Raw genomic sequence first — 16640 nt, forward strand, 5'->3', positions numbered from 1 at the left:
CCCTGGCCGGGCGCTACCAGGCGAAGGCCTCCGGGGAGGGCCCCGGGCCCGGGAAGATCTCGTCCAGGCCGGCCAGCAGCTCCGCGCTCAGTTCCAGCTCGACCGCGCGCAGCGCGGACTCGAGCTGCTCGGCGGTACGCGGCCCGACGATGGGCCCGGTCACGCCGGGCCGGGTCAGCAGCCAGGCCAGCGCGGCCTCGCCGGGCTCCAATCCGTGCTTCTCCAGCAGGTCCTCGTACGACTGGATCTGCGCACGTGTGGCGGGGTCGGCGAGCGCGTCGGCCGCCCGTCCGGAGGCACGGCGTCCGCCCTGGACCTCCTTCTTGATCACACCGCCGAGCAGACCGCCGTGCAGCGGCGACCAGGGGATGACGCCCAGGCCATAGTCCTGCGCGGCCGGGATGACCTCCATCTCGGCGCGCCGCTCGGCGAGGTTGTACAGGCACTGCTCGCTGACGAGACCGATGGTGCCCCCGCGCCGCGTGGCGACCTCGTTGGCCTGGGCGATCTTGTAGCCGGGGAAGTTGCTGGAGCCGACGTACAGGATCTTGCCCTGCTGGACGAGGACGTCGATGGCCTGCCAGATCTCCTCGAAGGGCGTGTTCCGGTCGATGTGGTGGAACTGGTAGACGTCGATGTAGTCGGTCTGCAGCCGCTTCAGCGAGGCGTCGACGGCCCGTCGGATGTTGGCGGCGGACAGCTTGTCGTGGTTGGGCCAGGCCTCGCCGTCCCCGGCCATGTTGCCGTACACCTTGGTGGCGAGGACGACCTTGTCGCGCCGCTCGCCCTTGGCGAACCAGGTCCCGATGATCGACTCGGTGCGGCCCTTGTTCTCGCCCCAGCCATAGATGTTGGCGGTGTCGAAGAAGTTGATCCCCGCGTCGAGCGCGGCGTCCATGATGGTGTGGCTGTCGGATTCGTCTGTCTGCGGACCGAAGTTCATCGTCCCGAGGACGAGTCGGCTGACCTTGAGGCCCGTGCGTCCGAGCTGCGTGTACTTCATGTCTGCCTAGCCAACGGCTTGGAGTGCGCTCTACGCAAGCGTGCTTTCCTCGACGTTCTCCATACGGCCATACAGCACTTGCTCGTTGACCTCCAGGTCGTTGATGAGGCGGAGAGATGCGGCGATTCCGTGCCCCACGAGTTCGTCCGCGACCTCTCCGTACTCGACCTGAACCAGCATGTTCGGGGCGCGTTCGTCATTGGCCCGCCCGGCCGGGTCCTGCCAGGTGCCCACGGCTCCGATCTCGGTCGCGGCCCGCAGCATGAACGACACCGCGTGTGCCTTGGCGCGGGGCAGGGTGAGGGTGAGCAACTCCCGCTCGACACGGTTCAGTTCGACGCACTCCTCCGGTCCGCCGAACAGCAGCGCGTACAGCACGTCCTTCGCCTCGCACAGCAACTCCTCGCCGACGGGGGAGCGATGGGCAGGGGCGATGAGGGGCCCGCCCTTGGCCGGCGGACCGAGCAGCAGGCCCTCGGCCTCCAGCCGTTCCCGGGACCAGGACTGCAAGCGATCGACCCGTTCCTCCAGAGTGCCGTGGTCCAGCCGCCAGGCACGGATCCGTTCCAGACGACGGGAGCGGTCCTCGTCGGATTCGGCCGACGGGTTCTCCCGGGGTGTACGGGGGTGCGGTACGTACGGGTCGGGTACGCGCGCGAGGAGCTCGTCCGCCAGCCACTCCATGGGCTGCTGGAGCAGCTCCGCCCGCAGCCGGTTCCGGAACTCACCGCGCAGGTCGTCGGCCACTCGTCGGGCCAGGTCCTCGACCGTTGGTTGTGTCGCCATGGGGGGACGGTAGGGCGGGGGAGGGGAGGCGCGGGGGCGGGTCTCCGGCAAACCCCACGTGGGGGTGACATCCGGCTGACCCCCTGCCCGGCGGGGGGACGCTGCGAGTTCCTCTACGGCGAATGGCTGCGCGCCGACTTCGAGCGCGGCCTCGTCCCCGCCCCCGAGCCCAGCCCCGACCTCGCCCCGCTCCTCACCATGGTCCTGAACGGCGACGCACCCCTCTACGGCCCCCCGCCCGCCGACGTCCTCGACCCCGTCCCGCACGACGACCTCAGGCGCGCCATCGTCGCCGGTGTGCCGCAGCTCATGGACGAGCTGCACTCCGACACCCGCAACGTGCTCCTCACCCTCGCCCGGATCTGGACGACCCTCGCCACGGGCACGATCCGTTCCAAGGACGCGGCCGCCGACTGGGTGCTCCCCCGGATGCCGGACGAGCACCGGCCCGTGCTGGCACACGCCCGCGCCGTCTACCTCGGCGACGAGCAGGAGCACTGGGACTGGGACTGGGACTGGGACGAGCTGCGCACCGCCGTCCGCCCCTGCGCCGACTTCCTCCTCCGGGCCATCGGAGGTCAGTCGGCCGCGTAGGGCTCCCCCATCGCCCACCCCTGATACAGGGCGTCCGCGAACGCCCCCGCGATCTTGTGCTCACCGCTCGCGTTGGGATGCGTGCCGTCGTACGTATCGGCGTGGATGTCGTACGACGGCGGAATCGAGGCCAGCAGCAGCGGTGAGCGGGGTTCGTCCAGGTCCGCCACGGCCTTCGCCAGCAGCTCGTTGAAACGGTCGACCTGCGCGGCGAAGGACGCGTCCGACGCGGCCCGGGTGTTCGGGATCACCGGCAGCAGCACCATCCGCACGCGCGGCCTGGCCGCCCGCGCCTCGGCCACAAACTCCCGTACGTTCTCCGCCGTCTGCTCCGCGTTCGTGTAGAAGCCGAGGTCGATCAGGCCCAAGGAGACCAGCAGGACATCCGCCCGACAGGCACGCACCGCCTCCCCGATCAGCGGAGCCATGTGCAGCCAGCCCTCGCCCCAACCGGCCAGGTGGGCGCGGGGGAAGTCCGGTTCGGCGTAGGCGTACGACGTCGGCGCGTCCGCGGCCTTGTCGTACAGCGTCTCGCGTGGGCCGACCAGGGCGAACGGGCCGCCGTACGTCGTGCACAGGTGCCGCCACATCCGGTACCGCCACGTGTGGTCCCCCGTGCTTCCGATCGTCATGGAGTCGCCGACCGGCATGATCCTGAGCATCCGCTCATCATGGGGGATCACGGCGGCGGGCGTGGTGTGAGACCGGCCACGCGCCATGAAACGCCGACCGGGATGGCAGGCTTGACGGCATGCGCCGACCCTTCGCTCTCCTCGCCGGAATCCTGCTCGTGGGTGCGTTCGCCGTGCCCGCCTCCGCCGCCGACGGCGACAAGAGCTTCACCATCAGGGACACGCGCATCACCGAGTCCAGCGGCCTCGCCGCCTCACGTCAGCACCCCGGCATCTACTGGACGCACAACGACAGCGACGACGGCCCGTACCTCTACGCCGTCGACAGCTCCACCGGCAGGACCGTCGCCACGATCACCCTCACCGGTGTCGGGACGCCCCGGGACGTCGAGGCCGTCTCCATAGGCCCGGACAACCAGATCTACGTCGGCGACATCGGCGACAACTTCGGCGGCAGATGGCCGTACGTGTGGATCTACCAGCTGACCGAGCCCAAGGCGCTCAAGGACCAGACCATCCGCGCCACGCAGTACGTCGTGAAGTACTCCGACGGCCCCCGGGACGCCGAGTCCCTCGTCGTCGACCCCAAGACCGGGCGGACGTACATCATCGACAAGAAGGAGGACGGCGGGCACCTGTACGAGGGCCCGGCGAAGCTCTCCGCCTCCGGATCCAACGTCTTCAAGCCCGTCGCCGCCGTCGACCTCTGGGCCACCGACGCCGCGCTCTCCCCCGACGGCAAGCAGCTCGCCGTACGCGGCTACCTCGGCGGCATCTGGTACGACTGGAACGCCGGGAAGATCAAGCGGGAGGGGCGGCTCAGCGTGCCCCTTCAGGGGCAGGGGGAGTCCGTCAGCTACTCGGCCGACGGCACGAAGGTCATGTACGGCAGCGAGGGGACGGACAGCCCGGTGGCGGCGGAGGACGCGCCCGGCGACAGTGGCTCGAAGTCGCCGTCCGGCAGCGGGGGTTCGGGCGCGTCGGACACCTCGGACGGCGAGGGCGGCGACGGCAACGTCAAGGTGGGTGCGCTCGCCCTGGGCATCGCTTTCGTGGCGCTGCTGGGTTTCCGGCGGCTGCGGCGTCGCGGGTAGGCCACTCGCAGGTCACTCCGCTTCCCGCCGCCGTGCCACGAACACCTCCAGCCCGTCCAGGATCCGCTGCAACCCGAATTCGAAGTGGTCGAAGCCGGGCCCGAAGGTGTCCTCGGAGAGGGAGGCCATGACCGGGTAGCGGCCCGACGCCAGGACCTTCTCCAGCGTCGGCACCTGCGCCTGCCAGAACTCCGCGTCCGTGAGGCCGGTCCGGCGCTCCGCCTCCTCCTGGTACACCTGCGTGCGCGCGGCGCCGACGACGTACCCGTCGATCGCGATGATCGCCGAGACCAGCTCGGGGTCGGTCAGCCCCATCGGCCTGATGCGTGAGAGCACCTTTTCCATGCCGTCGAGCGCGCTCGGGCCGAGGATCGGGCGGGACTGGTTGACCTGGAGCAGCCAGGGGTGGCGGCGATACAGGGCGAGGGTCGCGCGGCCCAGGGCCTCCAGGGCCGAGCGCCAGCCTCCGTCGCCGAGGTCCGCCGGGTTCTCGGACGGCTTCTGGACGCGGTCCAGCATCAGGTCGAGCAGCTCGCCCTTGCCGGGGACGTAGCGGTACAGCGACATCGTGCCGGTGCCGAGCTCGGCGGCGACGCGGCGCATCGACACCGCCTGAAGGCCCTCGGTGTCCGCGACCCGGACGGCCGCTTCCACGATCTGGTCCAGCGTCAGGGTCGGCTTGGGACCGCGACTGGGGCGCCGGCCGGTGTCCCACAGCAGCTGGAGGGTGCGCTCGATGTCGCCGCTGCCACTGGTTTCCGTACCGCCGCCGGCACCGCTGCCGCCGCCCTTGCCGCTCGTCATGCGATTCAGCTTAGGTCCTCGGAAAAAAATTGGGTACGGCGTACGCGCAATCGGGTACGGTGTACTCAGTTACCTAGGGAGGGATCCATGGAGGGGTACGCCGTACAGGCACAGTCCCTGGAGAAGCGCTACGGCGAGAAACGCGCTCTCGACGGCTTCGACCTGGCCGTCCGCGAGGGCACCGTGCACGGCCTGCTCGGGCCGAACGGCGCCGGGAAGACCACCGCCGTCCGCATCCTGTCCACGCTCGTCCGGCTGGACGGCGGCAGCGCGACCGTGGCCGGACTGGACGTGGCCCGGCAGCCGCGCGAGGTGCGCGCCCGGATCGGGCTCACCGGGCAGTACGCGGCCGTGGACGAGGTGCTCACCGGGCGGCAGAACCTGGAGATGTTCGGCCGCCTGTTCCACCTCGGCGGCAAGCGGGCCAAGCTGCGGGCCACCGAACTGCTCGAGCAGTTCGACCTGACCGACGCCGGTGACAAGGGCGTCGGTGGATACAGCGGCGGCATGCGGCGGCGTCTCGACCTCGCCGCCTCGATGATCCTCGCGCCGGCCGTCCTGTTCCTCGACGAGCCGACGACGGGCCTCGACCCCCGTAGCCGGGGTGAGGTCTGGGAGTCCGTACGGGCGTTGGTGGCGAGCGGCACGACCGTGCTGCTGACCACGCAGTACCTGGAGGAGGCCGACAAGCTCGCCTCGCACATCACCGTCATCGACCAGGGGCGATCCATCGCCGACGACACCCCGGACGGGCTGAAGAACCGGATCGGCGGCGACCGTATCGAGGTCGTGGTCGCCGAGCGGTCCGAGATACCGCGCGTGGTGAAGGTGGTCGCCCGGGTTTCGGACGGCGAACCCGAGGCGGACGAGAGCGAGTTGCGGGTGCACGCCCCGGTGACCGACCGGGTCTCCGCGCTGACGGAGGTGGCGCGGACCCTCCAGGACGAGGGCGTCCGGGTCGAGGACATCGGGCTGCGCAGGCCGAGCCTGGACGACGTGTTCCTGCGCCTGACCGGACACCGGACCGAATCGTCGGAAGCGAAGGAGGCCGCCGCATGAGCGCCGTCGACTTGAGCGCGCCGGGCACGCGTGGTCGTACGTACTGGCTGCTCGCCGACTGCTGGAACATCGTCCGCCGCGGACTGACCCACTACCAGCGCCAACCCATCAACATCGCCTGGCAGTTGGGCTTCCCGATCCTGTCCGTCCTCCTCTACGGCTATGTCTTCGGCAGCGCCATGCAGGTGCCCGGCGGCGGGAACTACAAGGACTTCCTGATGCCCGGGATGTTCGTGATGACGATGGCGTTCGGCTTCATCAACACCGCCACCGTCGTCGTCTACGACTCCACCAAGGGCGTCATCGACCGCTTCCGCTCCATGCCGATGGCGTCGTCCGCCGTGGTCGCCGGGCGCGGGGTGACCGATCTGATCGTCGCCTGCGCGGAGTTGGGGATCATGATGCTCACGGCGCTGGCCATGGGCTGGCGGCCGGACGGGGGCTGGGGCTTCCTGGCCGCGTTCGGGCTGCTGCTGTGGCTGCGGTTCGCGCTGATCTGGATCGGGGTGTGGCTCGGGCTGCTCGTGCCCAACCCGGAGGCGGCGGGCGGTCTCTTCGCGGTCGCCTTCCCGCTCACGATGATCTCCAGCATCTTCGTCGCGCCCCAGCTCATGCCCGACTGGCTGGGCTGGGTGGCCGCCTGGAACCCGATCTCCTCCACGGCGGCGGCCGCCCGCGAGCTGTTCGGGACGCCGGGCGGGGGCGGTGACTCGTGGGTCGAGGAGCACGCGCTGCTGATGGCGGGGGTGTGGCCGGTCGTGCTGACGGTGATCTTTCTGCCGCTCGCGGTGCGGAGGTTCCAGAAGCTGAGCCGGTGATGTCCGGCGGTTCCGGAGGCCGAGCCGGTGACGCCCGGTGCGCGGGAGTGACATCCCGCGCACCGGGCGACGTCAGTTCTCTTGACGTGTTCATGTGATCTGACGTCCATGGGAGAGCGGGAAGTGGGAGCGCTCCCACTCGTTCCGGGCCCGCGCCTCCCGAGAGGAAGCAGCGACATGTTCCGCAGCTTGCGAAGAGCGCTGTGCGCGGTGGCCGCCGCGCTCCTGTTACCGCTGGGGGCCGGCGCGCAGACGGCCCACGCGGCGGAGCCCGGCGCCGGCTACTGGCACACCAGCGGCCGTCAGATCCTGGACGCGGCCGGGCAGCCGGTCCGTATCGCCGGGATCAACTGGTTCGGCTTCGAGACCGCCAACCACGTCACCCACGGCCTGTGGGCCCGCGACTACAAGAGCATGATCGACCAGATGAAGTCGCTGGGCTACAACACCCTCCGCGTGCCCTTCAGCGACGACATCCTCAAGCCCGGCACCATGCCGGACAGCATCAACTTCGACCGCAAGAACACCGATCTGCGAGGGCTGACGTCCTTGCAGGTCCTCGACAAGATCGTGACGTACGCCGGTCAGGGCGGCCTGAAGGTCGTCCTGGACCGCCACCGCCCGGACGCGGCCGGCCAGTCGGCGCTCTGGTACACCTCGGCGGTCCCCGAGTCGACGTGGATCAACAACCTCAAGGCCCTTGCCACCCGCTACAAGGGCAACTCCACCGTCATCGGCATCGATCTGCACAACGAGCCGCACGACCCCGCCTGCTGGGGCTGCGGCGACACGGCCAGGGACTGGCGTCTGGCTGCCGAACGGGCGGGCAACGCGGTGCTGGCCGTCAACCCCGAGCTGCTGATCTTCGTGGAGGGCGTGCAGACCTTCAACGGCGTCTCCGGCTGGTGGGGCGGCAACCTGATGGGCGTCGCCCAGCACCCGGTCCGGCTCGACGTGCCGAACCGGCTGGTGTACTCCGCCCACGACTACGCCACCAGCGTGGCCCAGCAGAGCTGGTTCGACGACCCGTCGTTCCCCGCGAACATGCCGGGGATCTGGGACAAGTACTGGGGCTACATCTTCAAGCAGAACATCGCTCCGGTGTGGGTGGGCGAGTTCGGTACGACGCTCCAGTCGACGGTGGACCAGAGGTGGCTGTCCGCGCTGGTGACGTACCTGCGCTCCACATCGACGTACGGCGCCGACTCCTTCCACTGGACCTTCTGGTCCTGGAACCCCAACTCCGGTGACACCGGCGGGATCCTCAAGGACGACTGGCAGACGGTGGACACGGTGAAGGACGGCTACCTGGCGAGCATCAAGGCACCGGGCTTTCCGGCCGGCGGAGGCGGGCCCGGAGGTCCGGGCGACCCCGGCGGTCCTGGCGACCCCGGCGGTACGGCCGCCTGCACCGCCGCGTACACCGTCAGCAGCGACTGGGGCGGCGGCTTCAACGCCGAGGTGAAGGTGACCAACTCGGGCACGACACCGCTCAAGTCCTGGAAGGTGACGTGGACCTGGCCGGGCGCGCAGAAGGTCACCAGCATGTGGAACGCGTCGTACACGCAGACGGGCGGCACCGTCACCGCGTCGAACGCCGACCACAACGGGGCGATCGCGGCGGGTGGTTCGGCGAGCTTGGGCTTCGGGGGTGCGCCCGGGGGCGGGGGAGTGCCGAGTGTGAGCTGTACGGCTACGTGACGGCGTGGCGGCGTGATGCCGCGTGATGCCGTGACGGCGGGACGAGACGGGGGCGCCCGGTGTTCGCCGGGCGCCCCCGTGGTCACCGCCATCGGTACGTCTCTTGTGCGCACAGACCCGGCAAGCCCCCGGAACTCACCGCTGTGCCACCGACTTCTGGCCGGATCCGACCTCCTCGGCCTCCCAGCGCAGCAGGTCTCCCGGTTGGCACTCGAGCACCTCGCAGAGCGCGGCGAGCGTGGTGAACCGCACCGCCTTGGCGCGGCCGTTCTTGAGCACGGCCAGATTGGCGGGCGTGATTCCGACGCGCTCCGCGAGCTCGCCCACGGACATCTTCCGCTTGGCCAGCATCACGTCGATGTCGACGGCGATCGGCATCAGATCACCTCTGCCAGCTCGGCCTGCATCTGCGCCGCCTCGACGTCGCGGGCGACGGCTTGGGCGAGCAGCATCCGCAGCACGAGCACGACGAGCGCGACCCCCAGGATGGCCACGACAGCCCCGCCCACCAGGAGGACGATGCCCGGCGCGACAGCCTCGCCCGGCGCCAGGAGCACCCCGAGCGTGAACATCAGGAGGGCGGCCGCCACGAACGCGCCGATCACGATGTGCACGTAACGGAAGGCGGCGTGGGAGAACACGGTTCCGCGGCGCACCATCGTCACCAGCCGCCACACGCAGACCAGGACGACCTGGGCGGTCACGATGCCCAGGACGATGGTCACGAGGAACGCGGCGGGCGGGTACGCGAGGTCCGTGTCGATCCCGTCCAGGTCACTGGCCAGCAACGGCACCATCACCGCCTGGACGAACACCGAGCCGGCGAGCAACGCCACGAGCACGGCGCGCAGCGCGAGCACTGTCAGCTTTCCCATCGCCTCTCCCTCACCTCTTCTTCGATCGAGTCGCGATGGAAATCTATCGAGTTTCGATAGATGTGGCAAGGTGCAAGCACAGGGTGAGCCGCCTGTGTGGGGTGTCGCCCTGTTCGGGGGAGCCGGCTACACCATCCCGGAACCGGGGAACCCGCATGCCAACCGTCAGCGCCGTGGGAGCAAGGGCGGCAGGCCCACAGGCTTCGACGCCACGATCTACAAGCGCAGGAACGAAGTTGAGCGGACGATCAACGCCCTCAAGAACTTCCGGGCCGTCGCCACGAGGTTCGACAAGCGCGCCTACGTCTTCCATGGCACCGTCACCGTTGCCTCGATCCGACTCTGGCTCCGCACATGACCCGCCGGACAGGCCCCCTAGAGCATGCTGAGTGCCTGCATCGCATCGCGTTCGATGCGCGAGAGCTCGTGGAGGATGGAGCCGGCCTGCATGAGGTTCTCCGCGTCGCCGGATTCGCCTGCTGTGGCGACGAGTGTGGCCACCTGTGTCCAGAGGGTGGCGGCCTCGGTATACAGGCTGTGGCCAGTGCGCAGGTGGCTGCTGTCGATCAGCTGGGCACACTCGGCGAGGAAGTCCCGGTAAAGATTGCGGAACAGGGCGCCGCCGGTGCCGGCCCTCTCCATGAGGACGGCGGCCCGTGGCAGGTCCTCCCGCGGATTGTCGCTGCGCTGCAGCCACTTCGGCACTTGCTTGGCGGTCTTCTCGATGCCCCGGTGGCCCAGGTTCGCGATGGGCGGGTTCAGGAAGGCGTCGGCGCAGGTCTTGATCGCGGGGATTATCCGGTCCTGCGGTGCCATCAGGCTGCTGGGCGCTGTGATGGTGAAGGAGCGGTGCTTGGCGGTCATGGGGCCGCGCTCGGCTCTGGCCCTGGCCAGGCCGGCGAGGCTGGTCGAGACGGCTCCGCCCTGCGGGTCGGTGTCCACCAGGTAGGCGTTTTGTTCGTCGTAGCCGTACATGGCCACGACGTGCCCGCCGAAGTGCACCTTGGTGCTGAAGTAGTCCAGGTGGTAGCTGTCGAGCTGAAGGCCGACCGGCCGACCGGCGTCGATGGGTGCCGCCACGTTCTGCCATGCCTTGCGCGGAGAGGTGGTCTCCCTGACCAGCAGCTGAAGCCCGAGTACGGCGGCCAGGCTCCTGGTGAGCTCGAACGGCTTGACCCGGCCTCCCAGGAAGGGAAAGCCCATGCCTTTGCTGTCCCAGTAGATGAAGGACAGCCCGGAGCCAAGCCCGAACAGCATGGGCTCGGAGAAGTCGAGTCCCTCATGACGCAGCAGCACGCCCAGCGCCGTCGTCTCACAGTGCTGCATACCGCGGACATCGATGCCTTTCACCATGGCCATGCCGCTCATTCTCCCGTGACGTCCACGATTCCGTCGGCTGACGGGCGTTGCGAGGCAGTGCCCTCCCGGAGTGAGGGTGTAGCCCACTGCACCACCGAGCAGGTCAGGCTGGGTTACGAGATGGCCCGGAGCCGGCCGTGGGGCCGGCGGCGGAGTTCGTCGACGGCGTGGGCCGTCTTCTCGTCCACAGGGAGGAAGACGACCAGTTGTTGGGCGTCCGAGGAGAGTTCGAGCGTCTCGCGGAGCAGCTGGAGTTCGCAGCCGGAGGGGTGGCTGAGGCGGAGAGTTCCACGTCGCGGAACCACGTGACGGTTCATGCGGCGCGTGAAGTCGGGGCCGGCGACGGGGGAGAGTTCTGCGGTGAACCACTCGTAGTTCCCGGCGGTGGGTCCGAGCCACAGGTCGAAGGCCTGCTCGTCCGCGACGTCGTCCCAGTCGGCGAAGAACGTCCGAGCGCGGGGATCTGTGAAGACGTAGCGGGTGAGGTTGGGGGCGTCGGAGTCGAGCAGTCCCGTTCCGCTCGTCACCGACTCATAGCCGCTGGTGTGGGCGAGGACGTCGCCCAGCCGGTTGGTCACCATGGCGATCCCCGGTTCAAGGAGGCGGAGTGTCTCCAGAACCGACGGACGGACGTCGCGGCGCGGTGGTGCGGGCCGGGTGTGAGCGGAACATTCGCCGCCAGTGATCTTCGCGAGGTAGCGCAGGTGGTTGCGTTCCGCGGGGTCGAGGCTGAGCGCATCGGCAAGCGCGTTCACCACCGCTACCGAGGGATTGCGGTCACGGCCCTGTTCGATACGGGTCAGGTATTCGACGCTGATGCCGGCCCGCGCGGCGAGATCCGAGCGTCGTAGACCCGGTGACCGGCGGCGGCCCTGAACGGGCAGTCCCAGCGATTCCGGCTGGATGCTGTCGCGCTTGGCCCGGACGAAATCCCCTAACGGCGTTCCCATGCCGTGAGCATACGGCGCCGCCCGGTGACCGCGGGACTGCTCAGACTGGCCCCGCGGGGGCCAGCCTGAGCACGGTCTGGTTGGAGCCACGGCGCGGCCCGATCGTGGTGGTCATGGAGAAGAACAAGCACAAGCTGGTGATCATCGTCGGAAGCGTCCGGGAAGGACGGTTCGGCCCGGTCGTGGCCTCGTGGGTCGCCGAACAGGCAGGCACGCACGGTGGTTACGAGGTGGACGTCGTCGATCTGGCCGAGATCGACATCCCGTTGGAGCTACCTGCGACATCGCCGAAGTTCGCCGGCGACGATTACCCCCGCCCGGCCGGGATGGCGGCCCTGACGTCGGCTCTGGAGGACGCCGACGCGTTCATCGTGGTCACGCCGGAGTACAACCACAGCTATCCCGCGTCGCTGAAGGCGGCCATCGACTGGCACTTCACCCAGTGGACGGCCAAGCCGGTCGCCTTTGTCAGCTACGGCGGTGCGGCAGGTGGCCGGCACGCGGTGCTGCACCTGGAGAACGTGCTGACCGAGCTGCACGCGGTGACGATTCGCGATGGTCTCGCCTTCCCGAACTACTTCACGGCGTGGCAGGACGGCCGTCCCCTCGACTCTGAGGCCCCTGGGTACGCCAAGACGGTGCTCGACCAGTTGGCCTGGTGGGCGGGCGCGCTCCGGTCGGCGCGCGACGCCGCTCCCTACCCGGTGTGACCGCATAAGCAATGGGCGCCCGGTTCTCGACGGGCGCCCTCAGCGTTGTACCGCTCGAAGCGGCTACAGCTTCTCGATGACGTAGTCGACGCACTTCGTCAGCGCCTCGACGTCCGCCGGGGCGATCGCCGGGAACATCGCGACGCGGAGCTGGTTGCGGCCGAGCTTGCGGTAGGGCTCGGTGTCGACGATGCCGTTGGCGCGCAGGACCTTGGCGACGGCCGCCGCGTCGATCTCGTCGGCGAAGTCGATCGTGCCGATGACCTGGGAGCGCTTGGCCGGGTCGGAGACGAACGGGGTGGCGTACTTGGACTCTTCCGCCCAGCTGTAGAGGCGGGTCGAGGAGTCCTTCGTGCGGGCCGTGGACCAGGCGAGGCCGCCCTGGCCGTTGATCCACTCCAGCTGGTCGTTGAGGAGGAAGAGGGTGGCCAGCGCCGGGGTGTTGTACGTCTGGTTCTTGCGGGAGTTGTCGATCGCCGTGGGAAGGGAGAAGAACTCCGGGACGTGGCGGCCCGATGCGTGGATGCGCTCCGCGCGCTCCAGCGCGGCCGGGGAGAACACGCCGACCCACAGGCCGCCGTCGGAGGCGAAGGACTTCTGCGGGGCGAAGTAGTAGACGTCGGTCTCGGCGATGTCGACCGGGAGGCCGCCCGCGCCGGAGGTGGCGTCCACCAGAACGAGGGACCCGGCGTCCGCGCCCTCGACCCGCTTCACGGGCGCCGCGACACCGGTGGACGTCTCGTTGTGGGTGAAGGCGTACACGTCGACGCCCGCCTCGGCCTGCGGCTCCGGGTGCGTGCCGGGGTCGCTGGAGATGACGGTGGGCTCGGCGAGCCAGGGGGCCAGCTTGGCGGCCTTGGCGAACTTGGAGGAGAACTCGCCGAAGCTGAGGTGCTGCGACTTGTTCTCGATCAGGCCGTGGGTCGCCACGTCCCAGAAGGCGGTGGAGCCGCCGTTGCCGAGGACGACCTCGTAGCCCTCGGGGAGCCGGAACAGCTCGGTGATGCCCTCGCGGACCTTGCCGACCAGGTTCTTCACCGGGGCCTGGCGATGGGAGGTGCCCATGAGGGAGGTACCGGTCGCGGCCAGCGCGTCCAGCGCTTCCGTCCGCACCTTGGAGGGGCCCGCGCCGAAGCGTCCGTCGGCGGGCTTGATGTCAGCGGGAATCTGGATCTCAGCCACGAAGGGAGGGTAGCCGGTGGGGGAAACCTGGTCGAAACGTAGTCCGTCGGGTGAGACGCCTCATCGGGTGGGACTCATGGTGATTGGCTGGACGTATGACGGATCTTGAGGCCGCACTGCGCAAGGTCGTCCGGGGTGACGTCGGGTTCGACGTCACCTCCAGGGCGCTGGTCACCATGGACGCGTCCAACTACCGGCGTGTCCCGCTGGCCGTCGTCGCCCCGCGCGACGCCGACGACGTGGCGGCCGTACTGGAGGTGTGCCGGGCGAGCGGTGTGCCGGTCGTGCCACGCGGGGGCGGCACCTCGATCGCCGGGCAAGCGACCGGCACGGGCGTCGTGCTGGACTTCACCCGCCACATGAACCGGCTCGTGTCGATCGACCCCGGGGAGCGTACGGCGATCGTGCAGCCGGGCCTCGTCCTCGACCGCCTCCAAGACGCCGCCGCCCCGCACGGGCTCCGCTTCGGCCCCGACCCCTCCACCCACAGCCGCTGCACCCTCGGCGGAATGATCGGCAACAACTCGTGCGGCTCGCACTCGGTGGCGTGGGGGACCACCGCGGACAGCGTGCGCGAGCTGGACGTGGTCACCGCGCGCGGGGAGCGGCTGCGGCTCGGGCAGGAGTGGGCGGGGGCTCCCGATGGGCTGCGGGCCCTGGTCGAGGGGGAGCTGGCCCGTCTCCGTACCGGCTTCCCGGAGCTGCCCCGCCGTATCTCCGGATACGCCCTGGACGCGCTGCTGCCCGAGAAGGGCGCGGACGTCGCCCGTTCCTTCTGCGGCAGCGAGGGCACCCTCGGGGTCCTCACGGAAGCGGTCGTACGGCTCGTCGAGGCGCCACGCGCGCGTGCGCTCGCCGTGCTGGCGTACGGCGACGAGAGCGCGGCCGCCGAGGCCGCGGCGGGCCTGCTGCCATGGGGGTCCCCCCGCTCGAGCGAAGCTGAGAGTGGGGGAGGGCCCCTCACCGTGGAGGGCATGGCGGCGGACCTCGTGCCGTCCGCGGCCGTGCTGCCCAGGGGCGGGGCCTGGCTGTTCGTGGAGACGGGCGGGGAGACGGAGGCGGAGGCACGCGCGCGTGCGGACGCGGTCGTGCGGGCGGCGGATGTTGTGGATTCCCTGGTGGTGACGGACCCGGCCGGGCAGCGCGCGCTGTGGCGCATCCGCGAGGACGCGAGCGGTACGGCGACCCGGATGCCGGACGGGAGCGAGGCGTGGCCGGGGTGGGAGGACTGCGCTGTGCCGCCCGCCCGGCTCGGCGCTTACCTGCGGGACTTCCGTGCCCTGCTGGCCTCCCACGGGCTGCGCGGGACGCCGTACGGTCACTTCGGGGACGGCTGCATCCACGTCCGTATCGACTTCGACCTCCTCACGGAGGCAGGGATCGCCCGCTTCCGGCGCTTCTCGGAGGAGCTGGCCGAGGTGGTCGTGACGCACGGCGGTTCGCTGTCCGGCGAGCACGGGGACGGGCAGGCGCGGGCGGAACTGCTGCCGAGGATGTACGGCGAGGAGATGGTCGCCCTCTTCGAGCGGGCGAAGGGCGTGTGGGACCCGGACGACCTGCTCAACCCCGGCATGCTGGTCCGGCCGGCCGCCCTCGACGCGAACCTCCGGTTCTCCGTCCTCCCCCGCGAACCCGTCGACGTGGCCTTCGGCTACCCGTCCGACGGCGGCGACTTCTCGGCGGCGGTGCGGCGCTGCGTCGGGGTCGCGAAATGCCGTACGACGGCGGCGACCGGGTCGTCCGTCATGTGCCCGTCCTTCCGGGCGACCGGCGAGGAGGAGCACTCCACGCGCGGGCGGGCCCGGCTGCTGCACGAGATGCTGGCGGGCGAGCTGGTGACCGACGGATGGCGGTCGGAGGAGGTGCGGGGCGCGCTCGACCTGTGCCTGTCCTGCAAGGGCTGCCGCTCCGACTGCCCGGTCGAGGTGGACATGGCCACGTACAAGGCGGAGTTCCTGCACCACCACTACGCGGGGCGGCGCCGCCCGGCCGCCCACTACAGCATGGGGTGGCTGCCGGTGTGGCTGCGGGCGGTGGCCCGTACGCGTACGGCGGCCGTGGTGAACGCGCTCGCCGCCGTACGGCCGTTCGCGTGGGCGGCTAAACGGCTGGGCGGGATCGCACCGGAGCGGGAGATTCCGCAGGTGGCGGCGGAGACGTTCAGCCGGTGGTGGGGGAGGCGGGAGCCCAGGGGCGGCGGCTCCGGTGATCTGGTGATCCTCTGGCCGGACACCTTCACCGAGCACCTGTCACCGTCCGTGGGCCGGGCGGCCGTACGCGTGCTGGAGGCGGCGGGTCTGCGGGTGGCGCTGCCGCCGACGTTGCGGATGCGTGTGCGCCCGGTGGGGGACGGTACGTCCAGGGCGGCGATCTCCCTGCTGAGCGTGCGGCGCAGCCGCGTCTGCTGCGGCCTGACCTACGTCTCCACGGGCCAGCTGGACCGCGCCCGTACGGTGCTGCGCCGCACGCTCGACCTCATGGCGCCGGTGCTGGAGACGGACGCCCCGGTCGTCGTCCTGGAACCCAGCTGCGCGGCGGCCCTGCGCACGGACCTGCCGGAACTGCTGCACGACGACCCGCGCGCCGCCCGCCTCGCCGCCAAGGTCCTCACCTTCGCGGAGGCCCTGGAACGCCTGGCCCCCGACTGGATCCCGCCCCGCGTCGACCGCCCGACGGCCGGCCAGACCCACTGCCACCAGCACGCGGTCCTGGGCGACGCGGCCGACCGCCGCCTGCGCGCGGCGGCGGGCCTGACCGGGGATCTGGCGGGCGGCTGCTGCGGCCTCGCCGGCAACTTCGGCTTCGAGAAGGGCCACTTCGAGGTCTCGACGGCGTGCGCGGAGGAGCGGCTGCTGCCGGAGGTCAGGGAGGCCGCGGACGGGACGGTGATCCTGGCCGACGGGTTCTCCTGCCGTACGCAGATGGAGCAACTGGCGGGGGTGCGGGGGCGGCATCTGGCGGAGGTGTTGGCGGAGGCGTTGGAGGTCGCGCCTGGCCGAGACACGTGACGCACGCCGACGCGCTGACGGTCTTCGGATCACGGCAGGGTCGGGGGCCGACTCGTACGTTTGCG

General features: G+C 70.3%; 15 protein-coding genes and 2 pseudogenes. 8 read left to right on the forward strand and 9 right to left on the reverse strand.

Annotated elements, in window-relative coordinates:
- Positions 1 to 13: 13 nt before the first annotated feature.
- Together ABT063_RS05635 and ABT063_RS05640 are read right to left on the reverse strand one after the other, a co-directional pair.
- The gene (locus ABT063_RS05635; RefSeq protein ID WP_351055870.1) at positions 14 to 1003 is read right to left on the reverse strand and encodes an aldo/keto reductase; all 990 of its coding nucleotides are present in this window, start codon (positions 1001 to 1003) and stop codon (positions 14 to 16) included.
- 30 nt (positions 1004 to 1033) lie between these two features.
- Complete coding sequence (locus ABT063_RS05640; RefSeq protein ID WP_502990753.1) at positions 1034 to 1789, reverse strand: hypothetical protein; 756 nt, start codon at positions 1787 to 1789, stop codon at positions 1034 to 1036.
- A 102-nt stretch (positions 1790 to 1891) separates the two neighbouring features.
- On the opposite strand from ABT063_RS05640, the pseudogene ABT063_RS05645 reads away from it, so the two are divergent.
- Positions 1892 to 2383 (forward strand): annotated as a pseudogene (locus ABT063_RS05645) (aminoglycoside adenylyltransferase domain-containing protein); the annotation flags it as partial.
- Here ABT063_RS05645 and ABT063_RS05650 read toward each other — a convergent pair.
- A complete protein-coding gene (locus ABT063_RS05650) occupies positions 2368 to 3045 on the reverse strand; it encodes an SGNH/GDSL hydrolase family protein (RefSeq protein WP_351056140.1) in 678 nt (225 codons plus the stop codon). The pseudogene ABT063_RS05645 and the gene ABT063_RS05650 sit on opposite strands and share 16 nt — an antisense overlap.
- A gap of 89 nt (positions 3046 to 3134) precedes the next feature.
- Here ABT063_RS05650 and ABT063_RS05655 point away from each other — a divergent pair, with 89 nt between their 5' ends.
- Positions 3135 to 4109: a WD40 repeat domain-containing protein gene (locus ABT063_RS05655; protein WP_351055873.1), complete on the forward strand. Its 975-nt coding sequence runs from the start codon at positions 3135 to 3137 to the stop codon at positions 4107 to 4109.
- Between the two features lie 12 nt (positions 4110 to 4121).
- On the opposite strand, the gene ABT063_RS05660 is transcribed toward ABT063_RS05655, so the two are convergent.
- Positions 4122 to 4913 carry a TetR/AcrR family transcriptional regulator gene (locus ABT063_RS05660; protein ID WP_351055875.1) on the reverse strand — a complete coding sequence of 264 codons (792 nt, stop codon included), beginning with the start codon at positions 4911 to 4913 and terminating at the stop codon, positions 4122 to 4124.
- Positions 4914 to 5000: 87 nt separating this feature from the next.
- Here ABT063_RS05660 and ABT063_RS05665 point away from each other — a divergent pair, with 87 nt between their 5' ends.
- The 3 genes from ABT063_RS05665 (at position 5001) to ABT063_RS05675 (ending at position 8491) form a co-directional block, all read left to right on the forward strand.
- Positions 5001 to 5972: an ATP-binding cassette domain-containing protein gene (locus ABT063_RS05665; protein ID WP_351055876.1), complete on the forward strand. Its 972-nt coding sequence runs from the start codon at positions 5001 to 5003 to the stop codon at positions 5970 to 5972.
- Positions 5969 to 6790 carry an ABC transporter permease gene (locus ABT063_RS05670; protein WP_351055877.1) on the forward strand — a complete coding sequence of 274 codons (822 nt, stop codon included), beginning with the start codon at positions 5969 to 5971 and terminating at the stop codon, positions 6788 to 6790. The genes ABT063_RS05665 and ABT063_RS05670 overlap by 4 nt, the downstream gene beginning before the upstream one ends.
- 177 nt (positions 6791 to 6967) lie before the next feature.
- Positions 6968 to 8491, forward strand: a complete 1524-nt coding sequence (locus ABT063_RS05675) for a cellulase family glycosylhydrolase (protein WP_351055878.1) — start codon at positions 6968 to 6970, stop codon at positions 8489 to 8491.
- A 135-nt stretch (positions 8492 to 8626) separates the two neighbouring features.
- On the opposite strand, the gene ABT063_RS05680 is transcribed toward ABT063_RS05675, so the two are convergent.
- Both ABT063_RS05680 and ABT063_RS05685 read right to left on the reverse strand, forming a co-directional pair.
- Positions 8627 to 8869, reverse strand: a complete 243-nt coding sequence (locus ABT063_RS05680) for a helix-turn-helix domain-containing protein (protein WP_351055879.1) — start codon at positions 8867 to 8869, stop codon at positions 8627 to 8629.
- Positions 8869 to 9366, reverse strand: coding sequence for a DUF2975 domain-containing protein (locus tag ABT063_RS05685; protein WP_351055880.1), 498 nt, complete (start codon positions 9364 to 9366; stop codon positions 8869 to 8871). Before ABT063_RS05685 ends, ABT063_RS05680 begins: the two co-directional genes overlap by 1 nt.
- A 127-nt stretch (positions 9367 to 9493) precedes the next feature.
- On the opposite strand from ABT063_RS05685, the pseudogene ABT063_RS05690 reads away from it, so the two are divergent.
- Positions 9494 to 9724: pseudogene (locus ABT063_RS05690) on the forward strand (IS5/IS1182 family transposase); the annotation flags it as partial.
- Positions 9725 to 9741: 17 nt separating this feature from the next.
- Here the strand turns inward: ABT063_RS05690 and ABT063_RS05695 are convergent.
- Positions 9742 to 10725 (reverse strand): BtrH N-terminal domain-containing protein, encoded by a 984-nt coding sequence (locus ABT063_RS05695; RefSeq protein WP_351055881.1) that lies wholly within the window; start codon positions 10723 to 10725, stop codon positions 9742 to 9744.
- A gap of 113 nt (positions 10726 to 10838) precedes the next feature.
- Positions 10839 to 11675: a helix-turn-helix domain-containing protein gene (locus ABT063_RS05700; protein WP_351055882.1), complete on the reverse strand. Its 837-nt coding sequence runs from the start codon at positions 11673 to 11675 to the stop codon at positions 10839 to 10841.
- 113 nt (positions 11676 to 11788) lie between these two features.
- Here ABT063_RS05700 and ABT063_RS05705 point away from each other — a divergent pair, with 113 nt between their 5' ends.
- Positions 11789 to 12385 carry an NADPH-dependent FMN reductase gene (locus tag ABT063_RS05705; protein WP_351055883.1) on the forward strand — a complete coding sequence of 199 codons (597 nt, stop codon included), beginning with the start codon at positions 11789 to 11791 and terminating at the stop codon, positions 12383 to 12385.
- A gap of 63 nt (positions 12386 to 12448) precedes the next feature.
- Here the strand turns inward: ABT063_RS05705 and serC are convergent, their stop codons facing one another.
- Complete coding sequence (gene serC / locus ABT063_RS05710) at positions 12449 to 13567, reverse strand: phosphoserine transaminase (RefSeq protein ID WP_351055886.1); 1119 nt, start codon at positions 13565 to 13567, stop codon at positions 12449 to 12451.
- Between the two features lie 95 nt (positions 13568 to 13662).
- On the opposite strand from serC, the gene ABT063_RS05715 reads away from it, so the two are divergent.
- A complete protein-coding gene (locus ABT063_RS05715) occupies positions 13663 to 16575 on the forward strand; it encodes an FAD-binding and (Fe-S)-binding domain-containing protein (protein WP_351055887.1) in 2913 nt (970 codons plus the stop codon).
- The last annotated feature ends 65 nt before the right edge of the window (positions 16576 to 16640 follow it).

The organism is Streptomyces sp. NPDC002838, assembly GCF_040295365.1.
In the GTDB taxonomy this organism is placed as follows: domain Bacteria; phylum Actinomycetota; class Actinomycetes; order Streptomycetales; family Streptomycetaceae; genus Streptomyces.